25 protein-coding genes are annotated in these 25,206 nt (G+C 35.0%); 2 read left to right on the top strand and 23 right to left on the bottom strand.

The window, feature by feature from the left end:
* Positions 1–3: 3 nt before the first annotated feature.
* The 22 genes from Q0252_RS01780 to glyA form a co-directional block, all read right to left on the bottom strand.
* Positions 4–603 (bottom strand): DapH/DapD/GlmU-related protein, encoded by a 600-nt coding sequence (locus Q0252_RS01780; RefSeq protein ID WP_297983044.1) that lies wholly within the window; start codon positions 601–603, stop codon positions 4–6.
* The gene (locus tag Q0252_RS01775) at positions 590–1,684 is read right to left on the bottom strand and encodes a glycosyltransferase family 1 protein (protein ID WP_297983041.1); all 1,095 of its coding nucleotides are present in this window, start codon (positions 1,682–1,684) and stop codon (positions 590–592) included. The genes Q0252_RS01780 and Q0252_RS01775 overlap by 14 nt, the downstream gene beginning before the upstream one ends.
* Positions 1,685–1,689: 5 nt before the next feature.
* Positions 1,690–3,393, bottom strand: a complete 1,704-nt coding sequence (locus tag Q0252_RS01770; protein WP_297983039.1) for a DUF4838 domain-containing protein — start codon at positions 3,391–3,393, stop codon at positions 1,690–1,692.
* Between the two features lie 29 nt (positions 3,394–3,422).
* Positions 3,423–4,484 carry an EpsG family protein gene (locus tag Q0252_RS01765; RefSeq protein ID WP_297983036.1) on the bottom strand — a complete coding sequence of 354 codons (1,062 nt, stop codon included), beginning with the start codon at positions 4,482–4,484 and terminating at the stop codon, positions 3,423–3,425.
* Between the two features lie 3 nt (positions 4,485–4,487).
* Positions 4,488–5,438: a glycosyltransferase family 2 protein gene (locus Q0252_RS01760; RefSeq protein ID WP_297983033.1), complete on the bottom strand. Its 951-nt coding sequence runs from the start codon at positions 5,436–5,438 to the stop codon at positions 4,488–4,490.
* Position 5,439: 1 nt separating this feature from the next.
* Positions 5,440–6,627, bottom strand: a complete 1,188-nt coding sequence (locus Q0252_RS01755) for a glycosyltransferase (protein WP_297983030.1) — start codon at positions 6,625–6,627, stop codon at positions 5,440–5,442.
* Positions 6,628–8,127: an oligosaccharide flippase family protein gene (locus Q0252_RS01750; protein ID WP_297983028.1), complete on the bottom strand. Its 1,500-nt coding sequence runs from the start codon at positions 8,125–8,127 to the stop codon at positions 6,628–6,630. It lies immediately after the preceding gene.
* Positions 8,128–8,625 (bottom strand): GNAT family N-acetyltransferase, encoded by a 498-nt coding sequence (locus Q0252_RS01745; RefSeq protein ID WP_297983027.1) that lies wholly within the window; start codon positions 8,623–8,625, stop codon positions 8,128–8,130. It abuts the gene before it with no gap.
* An 8-nt stretch (positions 8,626–8,633) separates the two neighbouring features.
* Positions 8,634–9,488: a hypothetical protein gene (locus Q0252_RS01740; protein WP_297983025.1), complete on the bottom strand. Its 855-nt coding sequence runs from the start codon at positions 9,486–9,488 to the stop codon at positions 8,634–8,636.
* 7 nt (positions 9,489–9,495) lie between these two features.
* Positions 9,496–10,569 (bottom strand): DegT/DnrJ/EryC1/StrS family aminotransferase, encoded by a 1,074-nt coding sequence (locus Q0252_RS01735; RefSeq protein ID WP_297983022.1) that lies wholly within the window; start codon positions 10,567–10,569, stop codon positions 9,496–9,498.
* Positions 10,569–11,657, bottom strand: a complete 1,089-nt coding sequence (locus Q0252_RS01730; protein WP_297983020.1) for a DegT/DnrJ/EryC1/StrS aminotransferase family protein — start codon at positions 11,655–11,657, stop codon at positions 10,569–10,571. Before Q0252_RS01730 ends, Q0252_RS01735 begins: the two co-directional genes overlap by 1 nt.
* A 2-nt stretch (positions 11,658–11,659) precedes the next feature.
* On the bottom strand, positions 11,660–12,685 hold the full coding sequence (locus tag Q0252_RS01725; protein WP_297983017.1) for a polysaccharide biosynthesis protein: 1,026 nt from the start codon (positions 12,683–12,685) through the stop codon (positions 11,660–11,662).
* 7 nt (positions 12,686–12,692) lie between these two features.
* Positions 12,693–13,034: a phosphomannose isomerase type II C-terminal cupin domain gene (locus Q0252_RS01720; protein ID WP_297983014.1), complete on the bottom strand. Its 342-nt coding sequence runs from the start codon at positions 13,032–13,034 to the stop codon at positions 12,693–12,695.
* Between the two features lies 1 nt (position 13,035).
* Complete coding sequence (locus Q0252_RS01715; protein ID WP_297983011.1) at positions 13,036–15,417, bottom strand: polysaccharide biosynthesis tyrosine autokinase; 2,382 nt, start codon at positions 15,415–15,417, stop codon at positions 13,036–13,038.
* 8 nt (positions 15,418–15,425) lie between these two features.
* Positions 15,426–16,247 (bottom strand): polysaccharide biosynthesis/export family protein, encoded by an 822-nt coding sequence (locus tag Q0252_RS01710; protein WP_297983009.1) that lies wholly within the window; start codon positions 16,245–16,247, stop codon positions 15,426–15,428.
* A gap of 91 nt (positions 16,248–16,338) precedes the next feature.
* Complete coding sequence (locus tag Q0252_RS01705) at positions 16,339–18,267, bottom strand: nucleoside-diphosphate sugar epimerase/dehydratase (RefSeq protein ID WP_297983006.1); 1,929 nt, start codon at positions 18,265–18,267, stop codon at positions 16,339–16,341.
* 119 nt (positions 18,268–18,386) lie between these two features.
* Positions 18,387–19,520: an aminotransferase class I/II-fold pyridoxal phosphate-dependent enzyme gene (locus Q0252_RS01700; protein ID WP_297983003.1), complete on the bottom strand. Its 1,134-nt coding sequence runs from the start codon at positions 19,518–19,520 to the stop codon at positions 18,387–18,389.
* A gap of 29 nt (positions 19,521–19,549) precedes the next feature.
* On the bottom strand, positions 19,550–20,275 hold the full coding sequence (locus Q0252_RS01695) for a polysaccharide biosynthesis/export family protein (RefSeq protein WP_297983000.1): 726 nt from the start codon (positions 20,273–20,275) through the stop codon (positions 19,550–19,552).
* A gap of 77 nt (positions 20,276–20,352) precedes the next feature.
* Positions 20,353–20,781 carry an outer membrane beta-barrel protein gene (locus Q0252_RS01690; protein ID WP_297982998.1) on the bottom strand — a complete coding sequence of 143 codons (429 nt, stop codon included), beginning with the start codon at positions 20,779–20,781 and terminating at the stop codon, positions 20,353–20,355.
* A 21-nt stretch (positions 20,782–20,802) separates the two neighbouring features.
* Positions 20,803–20,994, bottom strand: a complete 192-nt coding sequence (locus Q0252_RS01685; RefSeq protein WP_297982996.1) for a hypothetical protein — start codon at positions 20,992–20,994, stop codon at positions 20,803–20,805.
* 93 nt (positions 20,995–21,087) lie between these two features.
* Positions 21,088–21,555 (bottom strand): regulatory protein RecX, encoded by a 468-nt coding sequence (locus tag Q0252_RS01680; protein WP_297982993.1) that lies wholly within the window; start codon positions 21,553–21,555, stop codon positions 21,088–21,090.
* 250 nt (positions 21,556–21,805) lie between these two features.
* Complete coding sequence (glyA, locus tag Q0252_RS01675; protein ID WP_297982991.1) at positions 21,806–23,071, bottom strand: serine hydroxymethyltransferase; 1,266 nt, start codon at positions 23,069–23,071, stop codon at positions 21,806–21,808.
* Positions 23,072–23,150: 79 nt separating this feature from the next.
* Here glyA and Q0252_RS01670 point away from each other — a divergent pair, with 79 nt between their 5' ends.
* Positions 23,151–23,447, top strand: coding sequence for a hypothetical protein (locus Q0252_RS01670; RefSeq protein ID WP_297982988.1), 297 nt, complete (start codon positions 23,151–23,153; stop codon positions 23,445–23,447).
* Positions 23,448–23,679: 232 nt separating this feature from the next.
* Here Q0252_RS01670 and Q0252_RS01665 read toward each other — a convergent pair whose 3' ends face one another.
* A complete protein-coding gene (locus Q0252_RS01665; protein WP_297983160.1) occupies positions 23,680–24,564 on the bottom strand; it encodes a DUF72 domain-containing protein in 885 nt (294 codons plus the stop codon).
* An 89-nt stretch (positions 24,565–24,653) separates the two neighbouring features.
* Here Q0252_RS01665 and Q0252_RS01660 point away from each other — a divergent pair, with 89 nt between their 5' ends.
* Positions 24,654–25,145 carry a hypothetical protein gene (locus tag Q0252_RS01660; protein ID WP_297982985.1) on the top strand — a complete coding sequence of 164 codons (492 nt, stop codon included), beginning with the start codon at positions 24,654–24,656 and terminating at the stop codon, positions 25,143–25,145.
* Positions 25,146–25,206: the final 61 nt, after the last annotated feature.

The following is a 25,206-nucleotide window of genomic DNA, read 5'->3' as shown; positions in this document are numbered from 1 at the left end:
TTATTAATATTTTTCCCATTTATTAGTTCCGAAATTGAATTTTTTTATTGGTTTTGCAGGTGTTCCTACTGCAATAACATAAGGAGGAAGATTTTTTGAAACCACAGAATTGGCTCCTACAATTGATCCTTTACCAATCGTAACTCCCGGCAAAACTGAAACAAACTCTCCCAACCATACATTATCTTCAATCACCACCGGTTTGGAAGATAATGGTCTGTCATGTGGAATGGAGTCAGGATGACTGTCATTTTCATCTCCTGAATAACTTCCGTGCGAACAGTCTGAAATATAAATTTTGCTTGCCAACAGAACATTATTACCAATTTTAACACTTTCCATTGCAGTGATGTGAACATAATCATTCATCTGAAAATTTTCACCAAAAAATAATACTTTTTTATCCGTTTCGGGATAGGCTTCAATCCTGCATCCTACGCCCGTAGTAAAACCTTTTGAGACATGAATAAATTTCTTTCCTCGAAGATCTATTGGAAATCTTATTATTCTAGCATTTGGAAATGTGAGTTTTGTTTTGATGAGATTTAGAAACATTTGAATCAATCCCATAAAACCGTATTGCGCCAGTTTATTTACCATCATAAAGTTCTTTATAAAATTGGTGATACTGTTCAAAAGTCTTGTCCCAATTAAATTTCTTAGCCTGTACCCAACCTTTTTCTATAATCATGCTTCTATAAGTGCTGTCTTCTAATTTAATAATCTCCTGATTAATACTGTTTTCATCAAGGTTATCTAATAAAACACCTGCTTCCCCAGCTACTTCGGGTATTGATGAATTTTTAGAAGCTATCACAGGCAAACCTGTTTTCATTGCTTCGATTAAAGGAATTCCAAACCCTTCATAAGATGATGGGTAAATAAGACAAAAGGCCTTGTTATACAGGTGGTTCAGTTTAAAATTATTTATACCGCTTAAGACAGTATAGGAATCTTGTTTAAGTTTTTCATTCAACAAATTATGTTCAGATTCATTTAATGCCTCTCCAATAATCAGAAAATGATAATCTGGATGATTTAAATTTGAATATGCTTCTACCGCTTTATCAAAATTTTTGTATGAAGTACGATGTCCAATGAATATCAGTAACTTTTTATCTGTGAATTTTTTAAATCTTTCATCGATACTTTCTAAGTTAAATTCGTTTTCTATCTTAAAAAAATCATCACTTACCCCATTGTTTATCACTTTGATTTTTTTATTTGCTGCCCAAGGGTGAAACTTCAGCAAATCCTTTTTTGTGTTCTCAGAAATACATACTATTCCCTCAGATTTCTTAATCGCCTGTTTTTTTTGCTGGAAATGTACCCATCTTGCCAGCCCTGTTCTGTAATATTCTGTAGTGAAATCATGAACGGTAGTTACATTTATTGCATTTTTAGAATTACTGTATCTATAGTAGCTAGAATGAAATATGCTTTTTTCTGTTATTTCTTCAGTGAAAGGGAGATACCTCCTTATCCCAAAGGGAAATTTTGTTTCCTTACTTGTATTTCTGAGTTTTAATTCTTGCCGAAAAAAATTATCCTTATCATTTTCATGGTCATAGAACTCAATATTTTCCTTTGAACTGTTAAACCGTTTTATCAGTTCCGTCCAATAGACAGATCCACCTCCAGAACGCTGTAAAGAATAAATTATATTATCAAAAACTATATTCATATGTCTTACTTGCTTAATAATTTTTCCTTATACTGAATGGGAGATTGCTCACCATTTTTCAGGTAAATAATGCCGGCTTTGGTTGCAGCTTCCGTAAAATCAGTAACTGTTTTCGTTGCTTTTTTTCCGAACTTAGCCTTTAGCTGATCAGAAGATGTTTGTATTTCTGCATAATCTACAGAAAGTTTTTCTTTTAAAATTCTGTTATAGATTGTAGGATTATTTTTGGTTTTATCTAATGCTCTGTTTAGAATTTGCCTGTATTTAGCAATATTGGCATCGCTTAAGAAATCATTTTTATTGAGTTTCGGATCTGCCCAGATATCTACAATGGCATTGTGCTTTTTCACTTCGGTCTGCATGGCTGCAATGTATTGCTTTATTTCCGGGGCACCTGCTCCGTAATAGGCATCGATGAATTCATTTTGAACCTGTTGGATATTGATGTCCGGATTCCATAGTAATTTGGCAATCAGATAGCATTTCAATTCATTAAATTCGCTTTTTTGAGCTCCACTTCCTTGCAAAAAGACACTTTTAATATTTTGATCTCTCAAATACTGAACATTCGGCTGCAATACCTGTAAATTAGGAAATGGCGAAAGTGTATTTAGGTAATTGATAACATAGTCCCAAACAAAAATATTATTAGTCTGTGCTTTCCACTTTGAGGTAATATTTCTAAAGAATACTGCATTTTCGGGACCTGTAGCAATTGGCACACCACGGTTGATATGTGTATAGCAAAGCATAATTTCCACATTAGGTAATGGCTTGACAAATTTTGAAGGCTCAATTGACTGTCTGTATGCCAGTGTACTGATGGTTTTATTAGGAAAATCTTTTGCAAATTTATTAACAAAGGGCATTAAGGTTTCAATAAAACCATTTCCAGCTTTATTTTTTGGCTCACACAGATTACAGTGACAATAAGTACCATCGTCTGTTGCGCTTATAGACCACACTTCAAAGTTTGGATATTTAACCATTTCTTTGATCAAATTGGTCTTCATTATTTTATAAACATCAGGATTACTCAAGCACGGTTGCACAGGCGTTCTTTTACCATCAACCAAGGCAAAATATTCGGGATGAGTTTTGAAAAGTGAGTCAGGCAGATACTGATTGAAAGAATGAGCAAAATTTCTTCTCTCCTCAAAAAAATAATTTAATTTATGCCAATCTGCATAATTTAAGTTTTCTGAATCTTCAAAGTAGGTGGTCCTGTATATGAATGGCGGTGTATGTGCTATATTAATAGTTGAAGGGACACTGATATTTTTACTGAAGGGAATTACTTCAAAATCTTTAGTAAATTTCTTTATCTTCAAAAAGTCTTCAAGAAAGGTAGAAGTCGCATACAATACGCCCTTTCTTTCACCTCCGGTTATATAAATCTTCCCATTATTTGAACGGATTACTATAGCATCAGGCTGTAAAGAATACGTATTAATAAAGGTTGACCTATTTGTTTTACCAACCAATATTTCATTTTTCCGGGTTGCTTCATTATCATAAACAACAGGTATTGCAACACCGGCCATAAGGTCAATATACTTTTTCAGAAGAAATGCAGCATTCCATTCTGATTCAGTTTTCTTTAACGGTATTACAATCTGAAAGTCAGTTTTCCCATTTTGCACTAAATTGACATTCTTTGCAAAACTGAGTTGAGCTATAAATAGTATTAAAAAAAGTAATTTCTTCATGATCAAAATTTGTGTTTGTATTACAAAACTTAACCAAATATTGTTCTATATGGAACCAGATTTCCGTCGGGCACTGAAATGGTTAGATAAACCTGAAGAATAACATAAGCCAGAATAATAAAGCCTGCCAAATACTGTAGAAATCTGTTTTTAAATAAAAAAGGCAAATACGAAAAATAAATACACTCTACATACCTAAAGCCCAGAGACCCACGCGTAGCAATCAGTTCAATACTGCTCAACATTAGATAAGTTGAGAAGTTTAGAAATGCAGCGATTAAAAAAATGCGCTTAAGTCTTTCGTCTGCTGATATCCTTTCCACGGTAAACAATGTGAGTAAGAAAATTATTAAACGGTGTATTACCCCAAACGAAAAAAGTGCGTTGGCGTTATATTCTTCAATATTAGAATATGCAGATGTTTTCGACTGAAAGTAGCTGTCGCTGGCAGAACTGTCCATAAAAAAAGCAAACATATATTTTGAAAGGTCAAATAAATTGAAAAGAAAGATCAATGCTACAATGATAAACATCCCGACTTTATCAATTTTGATATTTACCAAGAAATAAAATGGCAGAAAAACCAGTGATGAATAGTGAAAAGATATGGCTAAAACCACAAAAAGGAGATACCGATAAAGATTTTTCTTGTATGTATGATATACAGCAACACCAAGAAATGCAACGGACAGTCCCTGTCTTATCCCATTCAAATCATAAACAAGCAACCAAAACCCGAACGAAATCATTAAAGAAATAGCGGCACTTAAGGACATTTTCTTAAAAACCCAAATTTTAAAAAAAAGAGTTAATATAAAATAGATTGCAGAAAATACTATGAAGTTTGCACCTAAAGATCGGAAGATTGCGGAAAGTATGTTAAAACCGGGTTCAATTTTAGATACCCATTCCGAAAAGTACCCCCTGTACTGCCAATAATCCGTCCCAATACCTTCACCTCTAAAGCCTACTATACCAACCGCAGCCAAAATACTAAACCATAATAAAATTTTGTATAGTTTAGTCTGATGAACAGGCTTTTCGAAAAGAAAAGCAAAAAATGCTAATAGGGGAAGCAGAATATACGGCATATATTAGTTATATTTTTTCTTTCTTAAACGATTTATAAGTTGCATCGGCAAAAATAAAGATAGTAGGGCCTGAAGTGTGTCTTTGGGATAATATTTAATTAAGTCAATATTTGCCGCCAGTTTTGTTATTGCATAACCTTTATTACCTGTTAACAAAGCCCTTTTTATTAAACCTAAATCCTGAAACACAATAAGTTTTTTAACACCTTCCCGGAATTCTTGTTTTACATCTCCTGAATCCAAAGCCTTTTTCAATGTTTTAGAAACTTCAAAAACAACAGGTTCAAACTGCGAGTGTGTGCTGCCTTCCAATGCTACATAATAATTTGCCAAAGGACGAATATTGAAAGCAATATCATATTTCATTGCAATTCTGCACCATAAATCACTGTCCTCCGTAAGTTTAACTCCAACTTTGTAGCCACCAAATTCATCATAAACTCTTTTGGGAATGCATAAATTGGAATTGGAAAACGGAGATTTCTGTATATCGGCAAACAACTGAAAATAATTTTTAATAATGCCTGTTTCCTTTCTTCTAAAAATAGAATCAAAATTTTCAGCTACTACCTTTCCATTTGGATAAACAAAATTATTACTGCATCCATAGATGCCCGCATTAGGAAATTCATTTATCAGCTTATCTATTTTGTCGAGAAAATCGGGCTCCCAAGTATCATCACCATCCAAAAACGCAAGATATTCATACTGCGCCTCTTTTGCACCGGTATTTCTTGCTGCAGAAACACCTGCATTTTTTTGACTAACCAATTTTAATCTTTCATCCTCAATTTTAGTCACAATTTTTTCACCACCATCCGAGGAGCCATCATTTACAACGATAATTTCAAAATCAGGATAATCTTGAGACAATACAGATTTTACCGCTCTTTCAATGTAAGGCGCCTTATTGTAAAGGGGGATAATTACTGAAAACTTTATATGATCTGCCATGTTATATCTTTCTGGTTTCTCCTTTATATTGAGCTAATAAGCTGGATATTTCTAATTTATTCAAAACTTCGTTTGAAATTTCAGTTGCTCTTTCAATATCCTTAACCCCTGTAAAACGGTAATGCTTGAAGATATACTTTCTAGGAATTCTGTTCACTACTTTTTTAGTGAAATTCTCAATAAAAAGTTTCCTTCTTAAAATGTTAAGTTGTAGGTTATTTTCTTTCTTTTTTGAAATCTTAAATGTTTCATCTAAAAATAACTGTTTGTAGCCCGGCGCAGTGTTCATTGCTGAGGCTAAAATCTTTGTTCGGTTGAGTTTTGAAAGATCAACAGGGATATCAAATTCTTTTATCGCCTTAATTGCAGATTCTGCCCAAATGGTCTCTACCGAATAATAACGAGGGACATTTTCATCCCAAACATATCCTTCTCTACTTCTTAAATGTGGTGCATCTTCTATCCTTCCGGAGTGTTTCCCTTTTGTTTGGTCTATGGTTGTACTCTTGGGACAAGCTCCGGCTATTGTAATGGGACTATCTAAAACAATGTGTTTTTTAGCCAATGAAGCAAGCGCAACGCAGGCATAAATATCCGGACTAAGACCACCCAGATAATAGCCATTTTTCTGTTTCATTCTCTCCAGCAGGTCTCTTCTTACAAGACCATGATAGAGTTTGGGCATATTAAACTTCATATACATCACTATGCCATCATCCACTAAATCCTGAATGTTCTGTGCCGGTTTATTCTCCCATAGTTTATGAGTAGAGTAAGGTATCACCATTTTGCCATTTGTACTCTCATTGGGCCAAATATAATGTACAAATTCTTTCGGGCAAAGAGAATCTACATTATTGGCTTTTGCCCACTCTACCACAGGAAAAATATTTTCTACAATACCATCATCATCACCTAATAAGCATACATATTCACCGGTACATAATTCCAATACTGCATTAAAATTATCAATTGAAGAAAACGGTGGCGGAGTGTATCTGTATTTTAATCTAGAATCTGTATAATTTTTCTTTACATAATCCTCTAAATCCCGATTATCCGTATTATCCTGAATGATTAATTCAAAATTCTGGTTTTTATATTTTAAAATTGTATCTATCGTATTAATACAATAGTTAACTCTGTTTTTAGTTGCAATTGCAATGCTTAGTAAAGGCCTTGTTTCCATTTATCTTTTAAAATTGGTTGCTGAAATTATATTCTTAATTTCAGATTTTGGAACAAAAATAAATATACTCACGGAAAGGGTTGTTAAGGTGCAAAACCCTATCCACATTAAATCTAATACTCTATTCCCATTGAAATAGTTTGGGATAAAATACAAAAGTGCCCCTATCCCAGCGGTAACCATTAACGGTAATAAAAATTGTTTTAAAAAAACTTCTTTGAAGAATGCAAAATCTAAAAATTTTTTATTGATGAAATAAAGATATATTACGGTTGTTACAGTTTGAACAAAACAAAATACTGCGGCAGCACCTATAGCTCCATAATTTTTAGTCGCGATATAGTATCCCGGAATTGTGATTACTAAACTTAATAACCCAAGGATATTATTTAGTTTCGTGTATCCATTTGCAACTGCAATATTGTAGGGAAGCATCTGAATGGCGATCATTGAGTAGGCAAATGCTACAATTGGAAGCAATTTATAGGTTTTTTCCGCAATATCCTTTTTACCCGTCCATATCCAAATTAAATCTGATGAGAAGAAAGCCATATTAACCATAAGAGAAAATATAAGAACAGAAACTCCAATGCTTACTTTCCCAAATAATTCTGAAGCATGTTGCTTTTCGCTAGATGAATAATGTGCTGTAAATCTTGGTAATAAAGCTGTAGATATGGGATTAGTCAATATCATCAACCCCTGACTCACTGATATGGCAAGTGTGTAGTATCCTAAATTCTCCAGGGAAAGAAGTTTACTGATTGTTACCTTATCCAATTGCGTATTCAATGCAGCCACTAACGCAATTAGCATCATTCCTCCCGCAAACTTTCCAACCTTCTGAATCACATCCTTCTCAATTTTTAAACTAAATGCAAACCGGCTACCCGAAGAAATTTTGTTTTGAAGGGCAAATTTTATCAGTAATGTGAAAATAATGGTAGAAACCGTTTGCCAAAGGAAAAAGGTTTGTAGGCTCGGATACAGGTAAATTGCAATAAGGACTAATCCGTTTCTAAATAAGCCCCAAGCTATCTGATACATATTGGCTTCCACCTGCTTTTCTAATCCTAATAATCCTCCCATATAAAAACGGAACAAAAACTGGAAACCAATTTCGAAACTCATTATTTTTAAAAACAATGCTATTTGATCCGGCGTAAAAGATTTCACACTAATCCAGTGCTGACCAATGTAACCCGAAGCCAAAAATATTATGGCAATACAGAGAAAAACCACCAACAAATAACCTGCTTCCAAACTCCTGAAAACACGGTATTTATCTGCCTCTGTATTATCTTTTCTAGCAAATTCGCGAGAGAGTGTTGCAGTAAGACCTCCATCCAAAACAGCCATAATTCCCGTTATCATTAGGGTAAAGCTGATTACAGAATAACTCTCAAAACCTAAAAATTTAATATATAAAGGAATGAAAGCGAAATTGGAAAGAATACTCCAAAATCTACCTGCGAGATTTGCAATAATATTTTTCTTCATTTAAAACATTCTTCCAGTATATTCGAAGGAAGCAATGGGTTTTTCAAGGTTATAAAGCATGGTATTATGCTTTTTAATTTCTTCTGATATTATGCAGTTTAAATCCACCAATTCCCAGTTGTATTTCTCATAATAAGGTACTAATGCATCTTTGCAAAACAGGATTCCTTTCCAATTTTTTTCTTCAATAATTTTATTGACTTCTTTCATCAGCAAATCACCGTATCCTTTCCCGGATTCTGCAGTACATACATTGCCAATACCAACAAACGGTATTATACTATCATTTACTTTAGCTTCTATGAAAACAAAATTCATATAAGCTATGATATTATTTTTAATATAAATACATAAATGATAATCATCCTCTTCCAAGTTTTCCTCAATCCAAACTTTGCATTGATCCTGCGTATAATTCCACCTTTTGGATTTTATACTGCAAATATCCTCCAATGTTTTGGAAGGCGTTTCCTTTTTACGCTGGAACATAATTTTCATATTTCAATTTAGTTAGGGATAAACCTCGCTTTGTTATTGTAAAGGAATTTATAAACTTTTCTTTCTAATTCAGAATTCGATTTGTTGAAGGTTTTGTCAACAAGAAAGAAAGTTCCTTTAGCATCCGTTTTCTCAGATTTAATTGTGAAAACCATTTTGTCAGCATTTTCTGTTAGTACGGTTTCATCTTCTGATTTGGTCATACTAATACTTGGATTTGAAGTTACATATTCATCCAACCAAACATTCAGCATATTTAGTTTATCCTGCAAAGTAACCTCATTATAAAAATTGGCTTTTTCCATTAATTTTGCAGGACTTCCGGCATAGACTCTGTTTGGCTCTGTATCTTTTGTGAGTACAGAATTAATTAAAGCGATACTTCTTTTTCCTAAATGTAAACCAGAACCTACTACGCAGCTACCAACCAACCACACATCATCTTCTATCGTTGTTTTTCTTTTGGAATACAATGTACAACCTTCGATTTGCTCACCACTTGCCACATGAGTCCAAATTTGTGAATACATGCCCACTCGAACGCCATTACCCATTTCCAGACCGCCTGCTGCATCTAAAATAGTATTCTGACCAAACCAGCAATTGTGACCAATTTTCATTTCTGTTTCTGCCATCATGAGCATATCATTATGAAATACATTCCAGTCGCCAATTTCTAATTTGCCATGAACAAAAATTCGTGTATTATCATTAATAATGTTGTTATCTCCAATATTTACAGATGCATTTTTATCGCCTAATATTTCAATCACCACATTTTTTCCAATTCTGTTGTATTCTCCCACTACTACATTGGGATGGATTTTTGCAGATGAATCTATTTGATTTGTAGAACTACTCATCTTTATTTTATTTTTTACTGTTAATTTCTGCCCACCACCCACAAGGTAATGCGACAAATTTATTCATAAACTCAGTGACACCTGGCAAAGCCGTATCATTCTTGAACACGGAATACAAATTATTGTTAATATGTACCTCTGTTGCATAAAAACCTTTTTCCCTCATATTCTGTATAAAAACAGGTTTATCTTTTGCCAATATCCCATAAACCCAATAATTTGGCTTTACATTATCTGAAATTTTCAATAAATCTACATGAGCGGAATTTTCAAAATATTGATCCCAAGCCTTTGCATTTTCAGTCTGCTTCTGTAAAAGTGAACCTATTACGGTCATTTGTTTGATACCAATTAAGGAGTTGATTTCACTCATTGTGGCACCATAGCCTTCTATTACAATATCACATTCCGGATTAATTTCACCGTTGGAAGTGCGGAATCGTGAGCGGTCTATCCCATAATCTCTTACTTTTATGGCTTTATTGTAAAGTTCGGAATCTTTGAAAACCAAACCTCCACCATCTATGGTATTGGGAAGTCTCACTGTCTGAAAAGAAAATACCGTAATATCTGCGCCGGTATTTCCAGCCTTTTTCCCCTTATATTCTGTACCAAATGCTTCTATACAGTCATCTACAACAGGAATTCCAAACTCTTGTCCGATCCTGTACACTTCATCCAAATCTCCCGAGTAACCGCAGAACAGATTGTTAAAAATGGCTTTTGTGTTTGAATTTATTTTTGAGCGTAAACTCTCAACGTCCACAGTTCCTGACTTAGGATCGATATCTACCCAGTTAATTTTAAGTCCTTTAACCGCAAAAGGCTGATTGGAAGCCAAGCAAGAGACAGGACTTGCGATAATTTCGTCGCCTGCCTTTAAATCCAAAACCGACAGTACCATCAGCAAAGCCTGATTGTAAGTGGACACGGAAAGCACTTTATCATTTCCCATAAACACAGAGAGAGCCTTTTCAAACTCCCTTCCATATTTTCCGTAAGCCAACTGCCCTGAATAAAGAATTTCATTCAGCGTATCTGAAATTCCTTCCGGCATATAAGGTTTGTAAATCGGAATCATTACCATCCTTTTTTAATAACTTCCACCATTCTTTCGCGGTCTGATTCTTCAAGCCACCAACCGCAGGGAATGTGTACCATTTTTTTATAAAATTCATCAAACACCGGCAGAACCGTTTCTGATTCTTTAAAAACTGAGTGGCGGTCATTCCTTAAGTGCAGTTCTGAGGCTGTAAATCCGTTATCAGCCATCATTTTCACAAAACCATTGCGGTTATCCACCTTCATCGTATAAAGCCAGTATGAAGGTTCGGTATTGGGATTGTACGAGAGCAGTTCGACACCTGAAGTATTTTTTAAATTTTCATCCAGAAATTGTCCGTTCGCTATGTATTTTCCAACAATTTCACGAACGTGCTTCATCTGGATTAAACCTACCGCTGCGTTTACATTGTTCATATGGTATTTGTATCCCGGAACGGTGATGTCGTTATCCAGACGCGCCACTTTCTTATCCAGACCAAACCAGCGCAGTTTTCGGGCGGCATCCACTTTAGAAGCATCTCTTAATGAAAGAAAGCCACCATCTACGGTTGTCATGTGCTTGATGGCCTGAAGCGAAAATATGGTGTATTCCGAATTGGAGCCAATAGGCTTCCCGTTGTATTTTGCCCCTAACGCGTGGGCCGTGTCTTCAATAATTGGGATGCTGAATTCTTCGGAAATTCTGTTGAATTCGTCCATGTCGCAAACCATTCCGGCATAATGCACGAGCATAATGGCTTTGGTTCTGTCCGTAATTTTTTCTCTAACATATTGTGGATCCAAAAGACCTGTGTCAGGCTGTACATCTGCCCAAACTACCTTTGCACCTACAAGTTTAATAGCGACATTGGTTGGCTCAGCGGTTAAAACCGTACTGATCACTTCGTCTCCCGGACCAACCCCCGCCAATAGCAAGGCAATATGTAATGCAGCAGTACCTGAATTGAGCGAAAGCGAATTGGGATTCTGAATATACTCGCTAAAAAGTTTCTCAAATTCGTAAACTTTCTCCCCTTCCGCAATATAGCCGCTGTAGAGTGTTTCCTGCAAAGCAGGCATCAGTTCTTCAGCCGGCGGCAAGTAGGGTTTTACTATTGGAATCATGGTTATATTTTTTTATAATTGGCCAGTTCTTCCTGCACATAGTCCAGTGTCAACAAGAGTTCTTTCAACTGTCCAACATCAAGTCTTTCGGTATTGTCTGAATTATATTCATCTTTTATCAAAGCAGGACCATCAGTTTGTACATATTTTGTATAGTTCAAATCTCTGAAGTCCGCCGGAATTCTGTAGAAACTGCCCATATCTTCCGCCTTTGCCATTTCTTCTTTCGAGCAAAGTGTTTCGTACATTTTTTCGGCATGTCTTTCACCGATAATCTGGATTTCATTATCTGCATTAAAAAGTTCTTTAATTGCCTGAGCAAGGACTTCAATAGTTGCTCCGGGAGACTTCTGAACAAAGATATCTCCGGGATTTCCGTTAGTAAAGGCAAACAAAACTAATTCTACCGATTGATCCAGAGACATCATAAATCTGGTCATCTTAGGATTGGTAATGGTAAGCGGTTTTCCTTCCTTAATCTGCTTTATAAAAAGCGGAATGATGGATCCTCTGGATGCCATCACATTGCCATATCTTGTAGCAGTATATACAGCATCTACAGCCTGTACCCGCGGATCTCTGGCTTTTGAAACTGCCAGTTTTTCCATAACGGCTTTGGACATCCCCATGGTATTGATAGGATATACCGCTTTATCTGTACTAAGAACGACTACCCTTTTCACATTATTTCTGGCAGCAGCTTCCAAAACGTTTTCAGCGCCAAGGATGTTGGTCTGCACCGCCTGCATCGGATAAAATTCGCATGACGGAACTTGCTTCAGTGCAGCAGCATGAAATACAAAATCAACATCCATCATTGCCTGATTGATATCATTAAAATTTCTAATATCCCCAATAACAAAATTAAGCTTATCATTTTTGTATTCAATACGCATATCCTCTTGTTTTTTCTCGTCCCTAGAAAAAATACGTATTTCTTTTAACTCAGAATCTAAAAAACCTTTCAACATGGCATTGCCAAATGATCCAGTTCCGCCAGTAATCAATAAAGTTTTATCTTTAAACATAATTTATTTATGATCTATTATAATCATCTTCTATTCTTACAATATCATCCTCCCCAAAGTAAGTTCCATGCTGTACTTCGATAAAGACAACGGGTTCGTTATATTTGTTTTCTATTCGGTGAACAGCACCCAGAGGGATTTGAGCTACTTCGCCTGCTTTATAATCTTTTACTTCATTATCTATCGTAACAGTACCAATCCCTGATACGATCGTCCAAACTTCCGCTCTTTTATGATGATATTGCAAAGATAATCTCCCTCCTGGGTTAACCTGAATTCTTTTTACCTTGTGTGTTTCAGCATCTTCCAATACCCAATATTCCCCCCAAGGTCTAATATCATGTTCCATATTATAATTTTTCTCTTATTTTATCAAAAAAACTTTTCTCTTTGGCACCGTAACCGTACCCATATTTGTTCCCATACCCAAAGTAGTCTTTGTCTACATCATTTAGAACAAATCCAACATTTTTAATTTTCGCTTGATCAATATTTTTATTGGCGAATTCAATCAACCCTTTCTCAGTGTAGCCAGATCTGGTTACATACACAGTGGCATCTGCCAAATCTGCGAACAAGAATGTGTCTGTTACCAGCATTAGTGGTGCTGTGTCCAAAATGATATAATCGTAATTAGGTTTTAATTCTTTAATTAATTCCTCGTATCTGCCATTACTTAAAAGTTCTGTTGGGTTTGGCGGAATACTTCCAGAATAAATTACATCACAATGTGGGTTAAAAGATGTTACATGAACAATGTCGTTCAACTCTGTTTTATTGTCGTATAAATATTCAGTTAACCCTCTTAATCCTCTGCGTGCTGTATTGTATCTCTGAAGTTGAGGATTACGAATGTCCGAACCAATGATAATCACCTTTTTGCTAGGAGTAGCTAGTGTAAGTGCTAAATTAACAGATGTAAACGTTTTACCTTCACCTTTAACAGTGGATGTTACAAAGACCACTTTTCCTCCATCTTTTTTAGGAAGCATAAAGTTTAAATTAGTAATTAAGATTCTAAAGGCTTCCGCCATTGGAGAAAGGTCGTTTACTTTCACTAACTCATCCTGACCTTTTTCAACTGAAGGTAATTCCGCTAAAACTGGCGCATGAGACAGTTTTTCCAGATCGTGTTTTGATTTGATTTTATTATTAAATAGTTCTTTAAGATAAATTATTGCAAATGGTAAAAGTAATCCAAAAGCCAGCGCTCCTAACAAAACCATCATTTTTTTGGGCGCAACTGGTTTATCAGTAGCATAAGCCATATCGATCACTCTCGCTTTATTGCCTTTAATATTAAGAGAAATAGCTGTTTCTTCTCTTTTTTGTAAAAGCAGCAGGTACAGATTTTCTTTAATTTGTTGCTGTCTTTCAATACTTCTAAACATTTTTTCAATCGCAGGTAATTTTGAAATTTTACCAGAAACCTGATTCTGTTCAGATTGATATTGGTTTCGCGCTAATTCAAGTCCTGTCCTATTTTTTTGAAGACTTTGGGAGATCGACCCTTTTAAATTGTTTATCTGTTTGGTGACTTCTATGACTGCCGGATGTTGAGGTGTGGCAGATTCCAATAAACGGTTTCTTTCAAGCACTAAAGAATTATACGCACTTATGTTTGCAGTTGCCTCCGGATTGGCTAGTCCAACATTTGATGGCAAAACCTGATAAGATCCCGAACGGTTAACATAAGTTATTAAAGAGTTTGTTAATTCTAGTTGAGCATCTGTTTCTAATTGCTTTGCTCTGGCAGCAGCTGAACTTTCCAGATTAATTTTTGCTTCTGTCTCTATGTCGGTAACCCTATTTGCCGCTTTAAATTGTTCTTTCTGGTTTTCTACATCGCCCAATTCATCTGATACCTTAGCAATACGTTCTTCAATAAAAGCCATTGTTTGTTCAGACTCCCCTCTTTTATCATTTAAGGCATCTCTGTTATAAGCGTCAACTAAGGTATTAAGAACAGCTTTAGCCTTATCTGTCTGTGGATAATTCATATCCAATCCAATCACCGTTGCATCTTTGTTAACCAAACTTACATTCGTAGCTGACTGAAGTTGATTTACACGAGCGGCTTTTGATGCAATATACAATTTCAGATCTCCTAATTCTCCAGCTTTTACTTTATCAAATAAATTATTTTTTAAAATGATAATGTTGGCATACGGAAGACTAACGGTTTTATTAAATGTTGCAGTAATTTTTTGTGGCAGCTCTTCAGAACTTAGTACAAGAACATCTCCTTTTATATCTATTGATATTGGTTCTTTTGGAAATTTTGCATTCTTCTTTTCATTAATTACATTAACAATTATCGGCGAAGTATCTGCGTAAAGTTCTTTATCGCTGAACTTCGACTCAGACATAATAACTGTCTCTAAATTTTTATTTGAAACAACTTCGTGCATCAATTTCTTAGACTTGAAAACCTCAATTTCGTTGTCGATACTGTTGGTGCTCATTCCCCCAATTCCGGACAAATCCCTTAATACTCCGGCTTCAACGCCACTTCCTCCTAAATTGTTACTTTTAGCATCTTTAATTAAAACAGTGCTTTTAACATTATAAACAGGAGTGGCAATCTTTAAATAGAAATAAGCAAGAATAAGGGCAGCTAATGCACTAATTACAAACCAAGGCCATTTTCTAATGTAAGGTTTAATAATTTCGTTAATATGAATTTCAGATTCTTGGGTGTTTTCTGTATTTACAGGAAGGTTATTATCCATCTAAAAATTTACTTTTTAATAACTAATGCCAAAATGGTAACGATGATTGATGCCACAGAAATATAAATTGGCATATTAGGATCTAGTTTTGAAGTTTTTTCTTTTGTTTTGTTGGCAGAGACATAAATTACATCGCCTTGCTTCAAGTTGTAGTATTCGGAATTGATAAAATTGGCATCAGCAAGGTTGATACGCTGTTTTGAAATCTCTCCATTTACATTTCTTACTACTAAAAGATCATCTCTCTTGCCGTACATCGTAAGATCTCCCGCCATCCCTAATGCACTTAAAAGTGTGGCTTTACCATCTGCTACGGTATATTCACCAGGCTTATTTACTTCTCCTAAAACTGTAATTTTATAATTGGCCAGTTTCATGCTAACAACCGGGTTTATCACATATCTTGCGATTTTGTTTCGAAGTTCAGATTTGAATTCTTCGAGGGTTTTTCCAGTGGTATTTAGTCGTCCAATAATTGGAAAATCAATATTTCCATCTGAATCGACAATATATGTTGGCCCAACTAGTGTTGTAGAACCTTGGCTAGGCGTATTTCCACCAGCTTGGGCACCCGCAATCATCTCACCTGAAGAATAATTTTGATTAAATGGCTTCACAACATCCAGGTCTTTTCCAGAAACCACAATAACAAGCTGATCAGCAGGCTGAATGGTATTAACCGAATTTTTTAAGGATGCATCCACGGCTACTTGCTCAATATTTTTCATGTAGTTAAGGTCGTTTTCTTCCTTATTCTGTTTTTGAAAAACACTGCAAGATGCCAACGTAAATACTGATGAAACGAAAATTATAAATGTTTTGAATTTCATTATTTTATTAAAGTGCAAATATATTAAATACAAAATAGCTTTTTAAGCCACATCCCATATGCAATTATTATTCCAATTGAGTTCCCATTTATTAATCAAGCATCTCATAAACAGAATTGTTGCTTTTAAATTCGGGTACAATATTTTTAAGGATTCTTACAACTTCTATTTTTTCAGGTTTTTCAGAGGTACTTACTAACTCTTTAACCAATCTGTCGATATCCTCATGCCTCATGTTTGGGTCTTTAGATATCATAATTTTTTCATTATGAGTTGGTAATGTTTTGGCATCATCGCTCAAAAGCTCTTCATAAAGTTTTTCTCCGGGTCTTAATCCCGAAAATACAATTTTTATATCATTGTCAGGTTCAAAACCGGAAAGTTTAATCATTCTTTTTGCCAAATCCAGGATTTTTACCGGTTGTCCCATATCGAAAACGAAAATTTCGCTACCTTTTCCCATAGTTCCTGCCTGCAAAACGAGTTCGCAAGCTTCCGGAATGGTCATGAAATATCGCATAATGTCCGGATGAGTAATGGTAATTGGTCCCCCATTTTCAATCTGCTTTTTAAATAATGGGATAACAGAACCGTTTGAGCCCAGAACATTGCCAAATCTTGTTGTAATAAATTTAGTAATATTTCCTTCAACATTTTGCAAAGACTGAACATATAACTCCGCAGTTCTTTTTGTTGCTCCCATAACATTGGTTGGGTTAACTGCTTTATCAGTAGAAACCATTACAAAGCGGTTTACTTTATATTTACTAGATAAGTCTGCAACATTTTTGCTACCCAAAACATTGGTGAAAATCGCTTCATGAGGGTTATCTTCCACTAATGGCACATGTTTGTAAGCAGCGGCATGATAAACCATTGAGAATTGATACCTTTCAAATAGCGCCTCTAATCTTGAATAATTTGCAACATCCAGCATTACAAATTTGAAATTAAGATTCGGATATTTTTCCTTAATTTCCAGCTCAATATCATATAAAGGTGTTTCGGCCTGATCTAAAACGACAATAAGTGACGGATTAAACTGAGCGACCTGTCTTACAATTTCACTGCCGATAGATCCAGCACCACCCGTAACAAGAATATTTTTCTCAAAATGTCTTTTGCGGACTTCTTCGTTCTCAATTTTGATTGGCTTTCTGTTCAAAAGATCTTCAATTTGTAAATTCTTAATTGAGTTTCCTAAATCGCTTTCCCTTAATTTTTGAACTGTTGGTGATTTTAAAACCTGTATATCTTTTTCGAGAAATAAACTTACCCAACTGTTCATTTCATCTTTAGACATCATCTCTTTAATAATTAAAACACCATCGATTCCTATGTCTTCCTTTGAATTATCTTCAACTTTTTCACGGGAATAGATAGGCTTGCCCAACAACCTCGCTCTTTTTGAATCTGTTCTTTGCGTTAAAAATCCAACAACATAATAAGGTAAATTGGGATTATCCAGAATTGCCCTTGCAACTGCAATTGACTGCTCATCAATCCCCAGAACTAGAATTCTTTTCTTCAGCGTACTTCTTCTGAACTCTCTTACCAAATGAAAAAATTCTTTCACGAATAATCTAAAAAGAAAAAGGAACATAAAAGAAATAGCAAAATACACAATGAGAACCGGCGTGTGCAATAATTTTACTTTGTATGTCCAATAATATACAAAGTTTATTGCCCCTAAAGCAATTACTGTACAGAAACTCGCCAGCAATAATTTAAACAGATCTATAAAAGTAGAATGCCTGATAATACCTGCATATGTTCTGAACAAGAACATGAAAAGTATATTTACAACAATAATTAGTAAATATTTTTGATAGGATTGAAGATATTCGATATTTTTTACTCCTAATTTAAACAGGATAAAGTATGATATCGTAACCGAAGCTGTAAGAATAAAGATATCTATCAACAAAATTACCCATCTGGGAAGGTAACGTATATCGGAAAGACTAACAATATTATCGCCGCCGTAAATTTTCTTTTTCAGGCTGTCTATAAAACTCATCAAGCAATGCTTTTAGTGCCTAATTTGATAAAATTTCAAATCGGCAAATGCAAATTTAGGAAAAAGAATCCTGAAAAATCAGGAAAACAGTTCTAAATCTTATGTAAAGCTATAAAAAGTTATTTGAAAATTTTTGCTACAACCTCTTTAATCCTATTTTTATCTTCAAGAGATAAATTTGATCCGGATGGAAGACAAAGCCCATTATTAAAAATATTTTCCGCTACATTCCCTCCAATATAAATTTCGTTAGCAAAAACTGGTTGCAAATGCATAGGTTTCCATACAGGTCGGGTTTCTATATTATCTTCTAAGAATGATAATCTAATAGCTTCCCTGTCGATTTTTGTTATTTCTGAATCTATTAAGATTGCGGAAAGCCAATGATTTGAATAGTAATCCGCATCAGGTTCTTCAAGTAGAGAAATTCCCTGAATGTCTTTAAAAAGATCTTTGTAAAATAAATGATTTTCGCGTCTTTGGCTTACCCTTTCGTTTAGTACCTCCATTTGTCCACGTCCAATTCCCGCACATACATTACTCATACGATAATTAAAGCCAATATTGGTGTGTTGGTAATGTGGCGCATCATCTTTAGCTTGTGTGGCTAAAAAAATTGCTTCGTTACGGTATTGTTTATTTTTGGAAACCAGCACGCCACCGCCTGAAGTTGTAATAATTTTATTGCCATTAAAACTTAAGACTGAAATATCGCCAAAAGTCCCAAGCTGTCTTCCTTTATAAGTGCTACCTAAAGATTCTGCACTGTCTTCAATTACCGGGATTTCATATTTATTAGAAAGTGCGATTATTTCATCTATTTGAAATGGCATTCCATATAAACTTACAGCAATAATCGCTTTAGGCTTTTTCCCTTTACTAATACAATTTTTTATAGCATCTTCTAAAGCGTTAGGGCAAAGATTCCAGGTTTGAATTTCGCTATCAACAAACACTGGTTTAGCACCTAAATATGAAATTGCATTTGCAGATGCCGCGAAAGTTAAAGACTGGCAAATAACGAAGTCGTCTTTTTTTACATTCAGCATAATTAACGCAAGATGAAGCGCAGCAGTTCCAGAACTTAATGCTGCAACATGAACATCCTCTCCCAGATAAGTCTCTATATCTTTTTCAAATCCATTAACATTAGGACCCACCGGAGCAATCCAATTTTCATCAAATGCCTCCTTTATATACTTCATTTCTCCTCCTCCCATGTGTGGCGATGAAAGCCAAATCTTATTCTTCATTTCCAACAATCTTAATTACTTTAGCCGGATTACCAAACTTTATCTACATTGGCGTTGCTGTTGGCAGAAATTTGCGCATTTTTATCCGGTTCCACATACAAGATGTCATTTTGCTGCAAATAATAGTATGGAGAATTGACAATAGATGCTTCCGATAAATCCAAAGAAACCACCTGATCTTTTCCTCCGTTTTCATCAGCACGAATAAGTTTTACATTGGTTTTGTTTCCGTTTTGATTGATATCTCCTGCTAAAGCCAAAGCCTGAAAAATATTTAGTTTTTCGGTGGAACTTGTTTTTTGTCCCGGACTTCCAACTTCACCCAAAACACTAATATTAAAGTTGGTAAGTCTTACGGTTACCATTGGATCTGTAAGATATCTTGTAAGACGGTTTTCTAAATCTTCCTTTAGTTTCTGTTTTGTCATTCCCCTGCAGAAAACATTTCCCAAAACCGGCATATTAACGTTACCATCTGTTGAAACGGTATAAAGATTAGAACCCAAAGAACCACTTCCGGAACTAACTCCGGTTTGCGTCATTGTAGATTTATTGAATGGCTTTACTGCTATGTCATCAAAGGCAGAGATTTCAATATCCAGTACATCTCCTTCCTGAATATGGAGACCGTTATATTTTGCCTGAGAAACTTCTTCCTCAAAATTATTGTTGGACATGTACACCAGGTTCTGTTTTGGCTTGCACGAAAGCACCAAAAGCAAAAACAAAATGTACAGTGAAAATATCTTTTTCATTTTTAAAAAACAAAGTTTACAAAAGAACAAAATTCTCCTCTGTAAACTCAGATTTTTTAGTTAATTAACATTATTTATTACCACCAGTTTTCATTCAGATAGTAATTAATCCCTACGGCTAAAAGTCTGTTGTATGTATTTCTTGGGTTATCAGTATAAACTTTACTAAACCCTCTGTCGTAACGAAGGTAAGCTTCAAACTGATGCGACAAGGCAAAACCTGTTCCTACCGAAACTCCATAACCAAACTTTTTTACGGTATTGTCCAAATTATATTTGTAATAGGCAGCATCATAATCTGCCGGAACATCTTTTTTGCTTAAGACCAAGTAATCAACTTTTGGACCTGCGAACAGGAACATATCCCGTTTCATATTTCCCTGATGAAAAAACCATTTTAGATATACCATTGCATTTACATAATGTCCGGTAAATTTCTGTGGAGCAAATCTGTTGGGTTCAGCTTTTGCAACCTCACCTTGCATTGAATACTCAACTTGAGCCATTAAATACATGAAAGCTGAATCTTACACATCGTTTTCTACCAAGGCTACTTCTCCAAAAATTCCTAATCCACCTCCGTATCTTCCTTTTGAATAATCATGTACTCCAACGATAGAACCCTTATGAAAATTGGCAGTGACACCCCACTTCATTTCTTCCTGGGCATTAAGAGTTAAAATAGCTAGAAATGCTATTAACATGGACAGTCTTTTCATGTTATTTTTTGGTTATCTGAATTATTAGTTTTTTGTCTGAGACTTTGCAAATTAATTAAAATTATTTTAAATAAAATAATTTTTTTTTAACAGTTATTCTTTATCATTCAAAACGCTCAAAACTTCCTCATATTCAAAGCCTTTGCTCAATAAATATTTAATGGTTTTTGATTTTTTCTGGTATTCTTTTAACATTTTCTGTTTAGAATAATACTGTTCCCAAATTTTCTGAATGGTTTTCCTGTAATCCACATCATCAATTTCATCAAAACACTTGCTAATCAACTTTTCAGAAACACCTTTCAATTTCAAATGACTTTTAATTTTTGTCCTCCCCCAAGATTTTATATAAAATTTTCCACGGATATAACTTCTTGTAAACCGTTCTTCATTCAGATAATTTTCTTTGAGCAAATAAAGCAGTATTTCATCTTTTGCTTCCGGATTCAGCAGAAAATCACGCATCTTTTTCTCTACTTCGGAATGACAGCGATCCTGATAAACACAATAGTTCACCATTTTCTGTTTGATTTCTTCGAAAGTAAAGGATTTATGTTCCATAAAGTAAATGATGAGAAATAAATGTACTTAATTTTGAAATAATGTTCTTTTGGCTTGAACCAAAAAAACCAAAAATTCAAGACTGAATTTATTTTGCTAAAAAATAAAATATTCTTCTAAAATTTCCAAACTCGGGCGGACAAGAAATCTTTTTGATTAAGAAAATTATTGCCGCCACTCAAACAGTGGAAATTTTTTAAAGAAGAATATTTTATTTTTTTTAACGCAAATGACTTCTATGTCATTATTTTTAGCTGAACAAAGGTTTTCCGTCCATTAAAGCATTTACTTTTTCGCGGACACCAGAAATTACGTTTTCGTCTTTAATGTTCATTACAACATCGTTAATGAGTCCTGCAATGGTAGCCATATCGTTTTCTTTAAGACCTCTGGTGGTAATTGCAGCAGTTCCCAAACGGATTCCGGAAGTAGTAAATGCAGTTTTATCATCAAAAGGAACCATATTTTTGTTGCAGGTAATGTCTGCTTTTACCAATGCTTTTTCGGTTTCTTTACCGTTGACATTTTTATTTCTTAAATCAATCAACATCAAATGATTGTCTGTTCCGCCACTTACAATATCAAAACCATTATCTACCATTGCTTTTGATAAAGCCTGTGCATTTGAAATTACCTGTTTTGCGTAGGTTTCGAATTTACCGTCAATTGCTTCACCGAAAGCCACCGCTTTTCCAGCAATCACATGTTCCAAAGGCCCACCTTGGATTCCTGGGAAAACAGCGCTGTCCAGAACGGCACTCATCATTTTGGTTTCTCCTTTTGGAGTTTTATGTCCGTAAGTATTTTCGAAATCTTTGCCCACCATAATCATTCCGCCTCTTGGTCCTCGCAAAGTTTTGTGGGTAGTTGTTGTAACGACATGACAGTGCTCAAACGGAGAGTTCAACAAGCCTTTTGCTACTAAACCTGCTGGATGCGCAATATCTGCCCAAAGTGTTGCTCCAACTTCATCGGCAACTTCACGGTATTTTTTATAATCTAAATCTCTGGAATAGGCTGAAAATCCTGCGATGATCATTTTAGGTTTTACTTCCAGTGCTTTTTGACGCATTGCATCATAATCAATCAGGCCGGATTCTCTATCGACTCCATAAAACTGAGCATTATACTGAATTCCTGAAAAGTTGACAAAACTTCCGTGCGTTAAGTGACCTCCCATCGATAAATCCAAACCAAGAATAGTGTCGCCCGGTTTTAAACAGGCCAGATAAATTGCAGCATTGGCCTGAGAACCTGAGTGAGGCTGAACATTTACATATTCTACCCCAAAAAGCTGTTTTGCTCTTTCGATAGCCAAATTTTCAACTTCATCCACTACTTCACAACCTCCGTAATATCTTCTTCCGGGATATCCTTCAGCATATTTGTTCGTCAGTACACTTCCCATTGCTTTCATCACATTCTCTGAAACAAAATTTTCAGAAGCAATCAATTCAATTCCGTGGGTTTGTCTTTGTCTTTCCTTTTCAATAAGGTCGAAAATCGGGTCTTGCATGTTTAGATTTATTTTGCGCTAATTTACGCAATTCATTAGAATTTGGGTATCTTTACGGTCTTAAAAAATTTCAAAAACAATGAAGAAAAACAAGAAATATAAAAAACAGCTGCTAAAATCGTTGAAAAACTTAGCTTATTCTGAACACGCTTTACTGGAAACAATGACGAATTTGATGTTGCTGAAAGAGCTGAAGAAAAACAATATCACGTTTAAAAAAGGAGATACTTTTTCGTTTGAAGACAATATTTTCGATTACAGTGAAGATAAAAACGTTCGTAAGATCGCAAAACTTCGTAAACAGATGCTGAAAGCAATGAACAAGCTGGTTCAGAAAAACAAATTCAAGGATAAGGAACTTGAGTTTTTAGCATAAAATTAAAAGGCTTTTCGAATGAGAAGCCTTTTCTATATTAGACGTTCTTATACGCAAAGGCGAAAACTCTTTTCAAATTTCCACAGCTTTTAAGGGGCAAGGTTTTTTGACTTTGTAAAAAAAGAAAAATTTGTAAAATCTGCGTGAAAATTGACTACCCTGTCTTTCGGACAAGTCCGAAATCCACCCGTTCAGAGAAGGGGAATCATTTCTAAGAAAATTTTGTAATTATTTAAAACAGCGTTTTTGTATCAGCCATTACCGGAATATGTATTTCTGTACCGAATTCCTTATTCATTTTTTCAATAAAATAGGCTGAAAGTAATGGTGATGCTTTTTCTACATTTTGGTGAACAAAAAAATACAGTTTTTCCAAACCTTCGGATTTCCATTTTTTAATTCTTTCCAACCAATCGTCCAGTCTTTCATAATCGCTTTCGGCATTCGCTCCTACATAGCGGATAAAAGCAACTGGCGTCGTTAATCTCATATGAAGCATATCTCTTCTTCCGGCAGTATCTACAATGATATTCGCAATTTTGTTTTCCTCAAAAAGCTGACAGGTTTTCTCAAAAATTTCCTCGTCTGCAAACCACTCGTTGTTTCTTAATTCCACAGCCAAAGGAACTTCTTTTGGCCATTTTTTAATGAAGCTTTCGAGCCTTTCGTAATCTTTCGGTTTAAAATTATCATGAAGCTGCAGGAAAACCATGCCCAGTTTTTCATCAAAATTCATCACGGCAGTGGCAAACTGTGTTACCACATCATCAATATTCAAAAGTCTGCGGAAATGAGAAACGGTATTGGTGATTTTCGGAAAAAATTTAAAATCCGAGGGTGTTTTTTCTTTCCAGGTTACAACTTGATCAGGCGAAGGCATTCCGTAGAAAGTGGCATTTAATTCTATCGAATTAAACTGCGTCGCATAATACGTGAGTTCATCTTTGGTTCCTTTGGGATAAAATCCTTTCAAATCTGTTTTGTTCCATTTTGCACAGCCGATGGAAATATCCATGTTTTTTGCTTTCGATTTTTTCAGAATCTCTTTCGTATGCGAATTGTCTTTTGGAAGCGTAAAATCTATTTTTGATGGGTCTTCAACCTGTCCGAATTTCATGGAATGATGATTTTTTTTGTTGAAAATCAAAGTTAGTGTTTTCAGAAAACATTTAAAACAATTAAGGATATTATTATATTTGTTTAACCATGAGACTCATTTACTGCATTTTAGCGCTTTTTTTTGTTCTGAATCTTTCTGCACACGATTTTCCTACATTAAAACGTGATGTAGAAAAAAAACTGGAATATTCCGATTACAAAGCGGTGGTAAAGCTGGTAAACAGTCACGAAATTCCTTACACAGAATCTCAGGACACCGATTTACAGATTCTAAAAATTGATGCCTTAATCAACCTCAACCTTTCGGAGAAAATTTGCAACGGAAGAAATTTCTATTTTGGATTTCACCTGGGTCTTCCCGCAAAAATTTTCTGGAACGAAACTGAAAGTCAGTGGCAATTTACGATGAAAAGTTATGGTAAGGAGCTTCTGCTGTTCTACAGTGTAGATAATTACTCACAGAACCCACCGAGTTCCAGCGATGGTTTATGGAGAGACAATAACATCAAATGCAGCATGAAAAAGCTTTGCGGAAATAGCGCCGAAAACGAGATTACACAAAATTATTTCTTAAACTAGTAACCCTGGAGATATCAAAAAAACCGCAGAAATTCTGCGGTTTTTGCATATTTGATTATCT

Origin of the sequence: uncultured Chryseobacterium sp. (genome assembly GCF_936933875.1) — a bacterium.
In the GTDB taxonomy this organism is placed as follows: domain Bacteria; phylum Bacteroidota; class Bacteroidia; order Flavobacteriales; family Weeksellaceae; genus CAKZIK01.
Note: the sequence above shows the minus strand (reverse complement) of the source record. Positions and strands in the feature narration are given on the sequence as shown.

Bases quoted from the DNA above. Each gene is read 5' to 3' on its own strand.
- Q0252_RS01780 (WP_297983044.1), bottom strand. From the start codon at position 603: ATGATGGTAAATAAACTGGCGCAATACGGTTTTATGGGATTGATTCAA.
- Q0252_RS01775 (WP_297983041.1), bottom strand. From the start codon at position 1,684: ATGAATATAGTTTTTGATAATATAATTTATTCTTTACAGCGTTCTGGA.
- Q0252_RS01770 (WP_297983039.1), bottom strand. From the start codon at position 3,393: ATGAAGAAATTACTTTTTTTAATACTATTTATAGCTCAACTCAGTTTT.
- Q0252_RS01765 (WP_297983036.1), bottom strand. From the start codon at position 4,484: ATGCCGTATATTCTGCTTCCCCTATTAGCATTTTTTGCTTTTCTTTTC.
- Q0252_RS01760 (WP_297983033.1), bottom strand. From the start codon at position 5,438: ATGGCAGATCATATAAAGTTTTCAGTAATTATCCCCCTTTACAATAAG.
- Q0252_RS01755 (WP_297983030.1), bottom strand. From the start codon at position 6,627: ATGGAAACAAGGCCTTTACTAAGCATTGCAATTGCAACTAAAAACAGA.
- Q0252_RS01750 (WP_297983028.1), bottom strand. From the start codon at position 8,127: ATGAAGAAAAATATTATTGCAAATCTCGCAGGTAGATTTTGGAGTATT.
- Q0252_RS01745 (WP_297983027.1), bottom strand. From the start codon at position 8,625: ATGAAAATTATGTTCCAGCGTAAAAAGGAAACGCCTTCCAAAACATTG.
- Q0252_RS01740 (WP_297983025.1), bottom strand. From the start codon at position 9,488: ATGAGTAGTTCTACAAATCAAATAGATTCATCTGCAAAAATCCATCCC.
- Q0252_RS01735 (WP_297983022.1), bottom strand. From the start codon at position 10,569: ATGATTCCGATTTACAAACCTTATATGCCGGAAGGAATTTCAGATACG.
- Q0252_RS01730 (WP_297983020.1), bottom strand. From the start codon at position 11,657: ATGATTCCAATAGTAAAACCCTACTTGCCGCCGGCTGAAGAACTGATG.
- Q0252_RS01725 (WP_297983017.1), bottom strand. From the start codon at position 12,685: ATGTTTAAAGATAAAACTTTATTGATTACTGGCGGAACTGGATCATTT.
- Q0252_RS01720 (WP_297983014.1), bottom strand. From the start codon at position 13,034: ATGGAACATGATATTAGACCTTGGGGGGAATATTGGGTATTGGAAGAT.
- Q0252_RS01715 (WP_297983011.1), bottom strand. From the start codon at position 15,417: ATGGATAATAACCTTCCTGTAAATACAGAAAACACCCAAGAATCTGAA.
- Q0252_RS01710 (WP_297983009.1), bottom strand. From the start codon at position 16,247: ATGAAATTCAAAACATTTATAATTTTCGTTTCATCAGTATTTACGTTG.
- Q0252_RS01705 (WP_297983006.1), bottom strand. From the start codon at position 18,267: ATGAGTTTTATAGACAGCCTGAAAAAGAAAATTTACGGCGGCGATAAT.
- Q0252_RS01700 (WP_297983003.1), bottom strand. From the start codon at position 19,520: ATGAAGAATAAGATTTGGCTTTCATCGCCACACATGGGAGGAGGAGAA.
- Q0252_RS01695 (WP_297983000.1), bottom strand. From the start codon at position 20,275: ATGAAAAAGATATTTTCACTGTACATTTTGTTTTTGCTTTTGGTGCTT.
- Q0252_RS01690 (WP_297982998.1), bottom strand. From the start codon at position 20,781: ATGGCTCAAGTTGAGTATTCAATGCAAGGTGAGGTTGCAAAAGCTGAA.
- Q0252_RS01685 (WP_297982996.1), bottom strand. From the start codon at position 20,994: ATGAAAAGACTGTCCATGTTAATAGCATTTCTAGCTATTTTAACTCTT.
- Q0252_RS01680 (WP_297982993.1), bottom strand. From the start codon at position 21,555: ATGGAACATAAATCCTTTACTTTCGAAGAAATCAAACAGAAAATGGTG.
- glyA (WP_297982991.1), bottom strand. From the start codon at position 23,071: ATGCAAGACCCGATTTTCGACCTTATTGAAAAGGAAAGACAAAGACAA.
- Q0252_RS01670 (WP_297982988.1), top strand. From the start codon at position 23,151: ATGAAGAAAAACAAGAAATATAAAAAACAGCTGCTAAAATCGTTGAAA.
- Q0252_RS01665 (WP_297983160.1), bottom strand. From the start codon at position 24,564: ATGAAATTCGGACAGGTTGAAGACCCATCAAAAATAGATTTTACGCTT.
- Q0252_RS01660 (WP_297982985.1), top strand. From the start codon at position 24,654: ATGAGACTCATTTACTGCATTTTAGCGCTTTTTTTTGTTCTGAATCTT.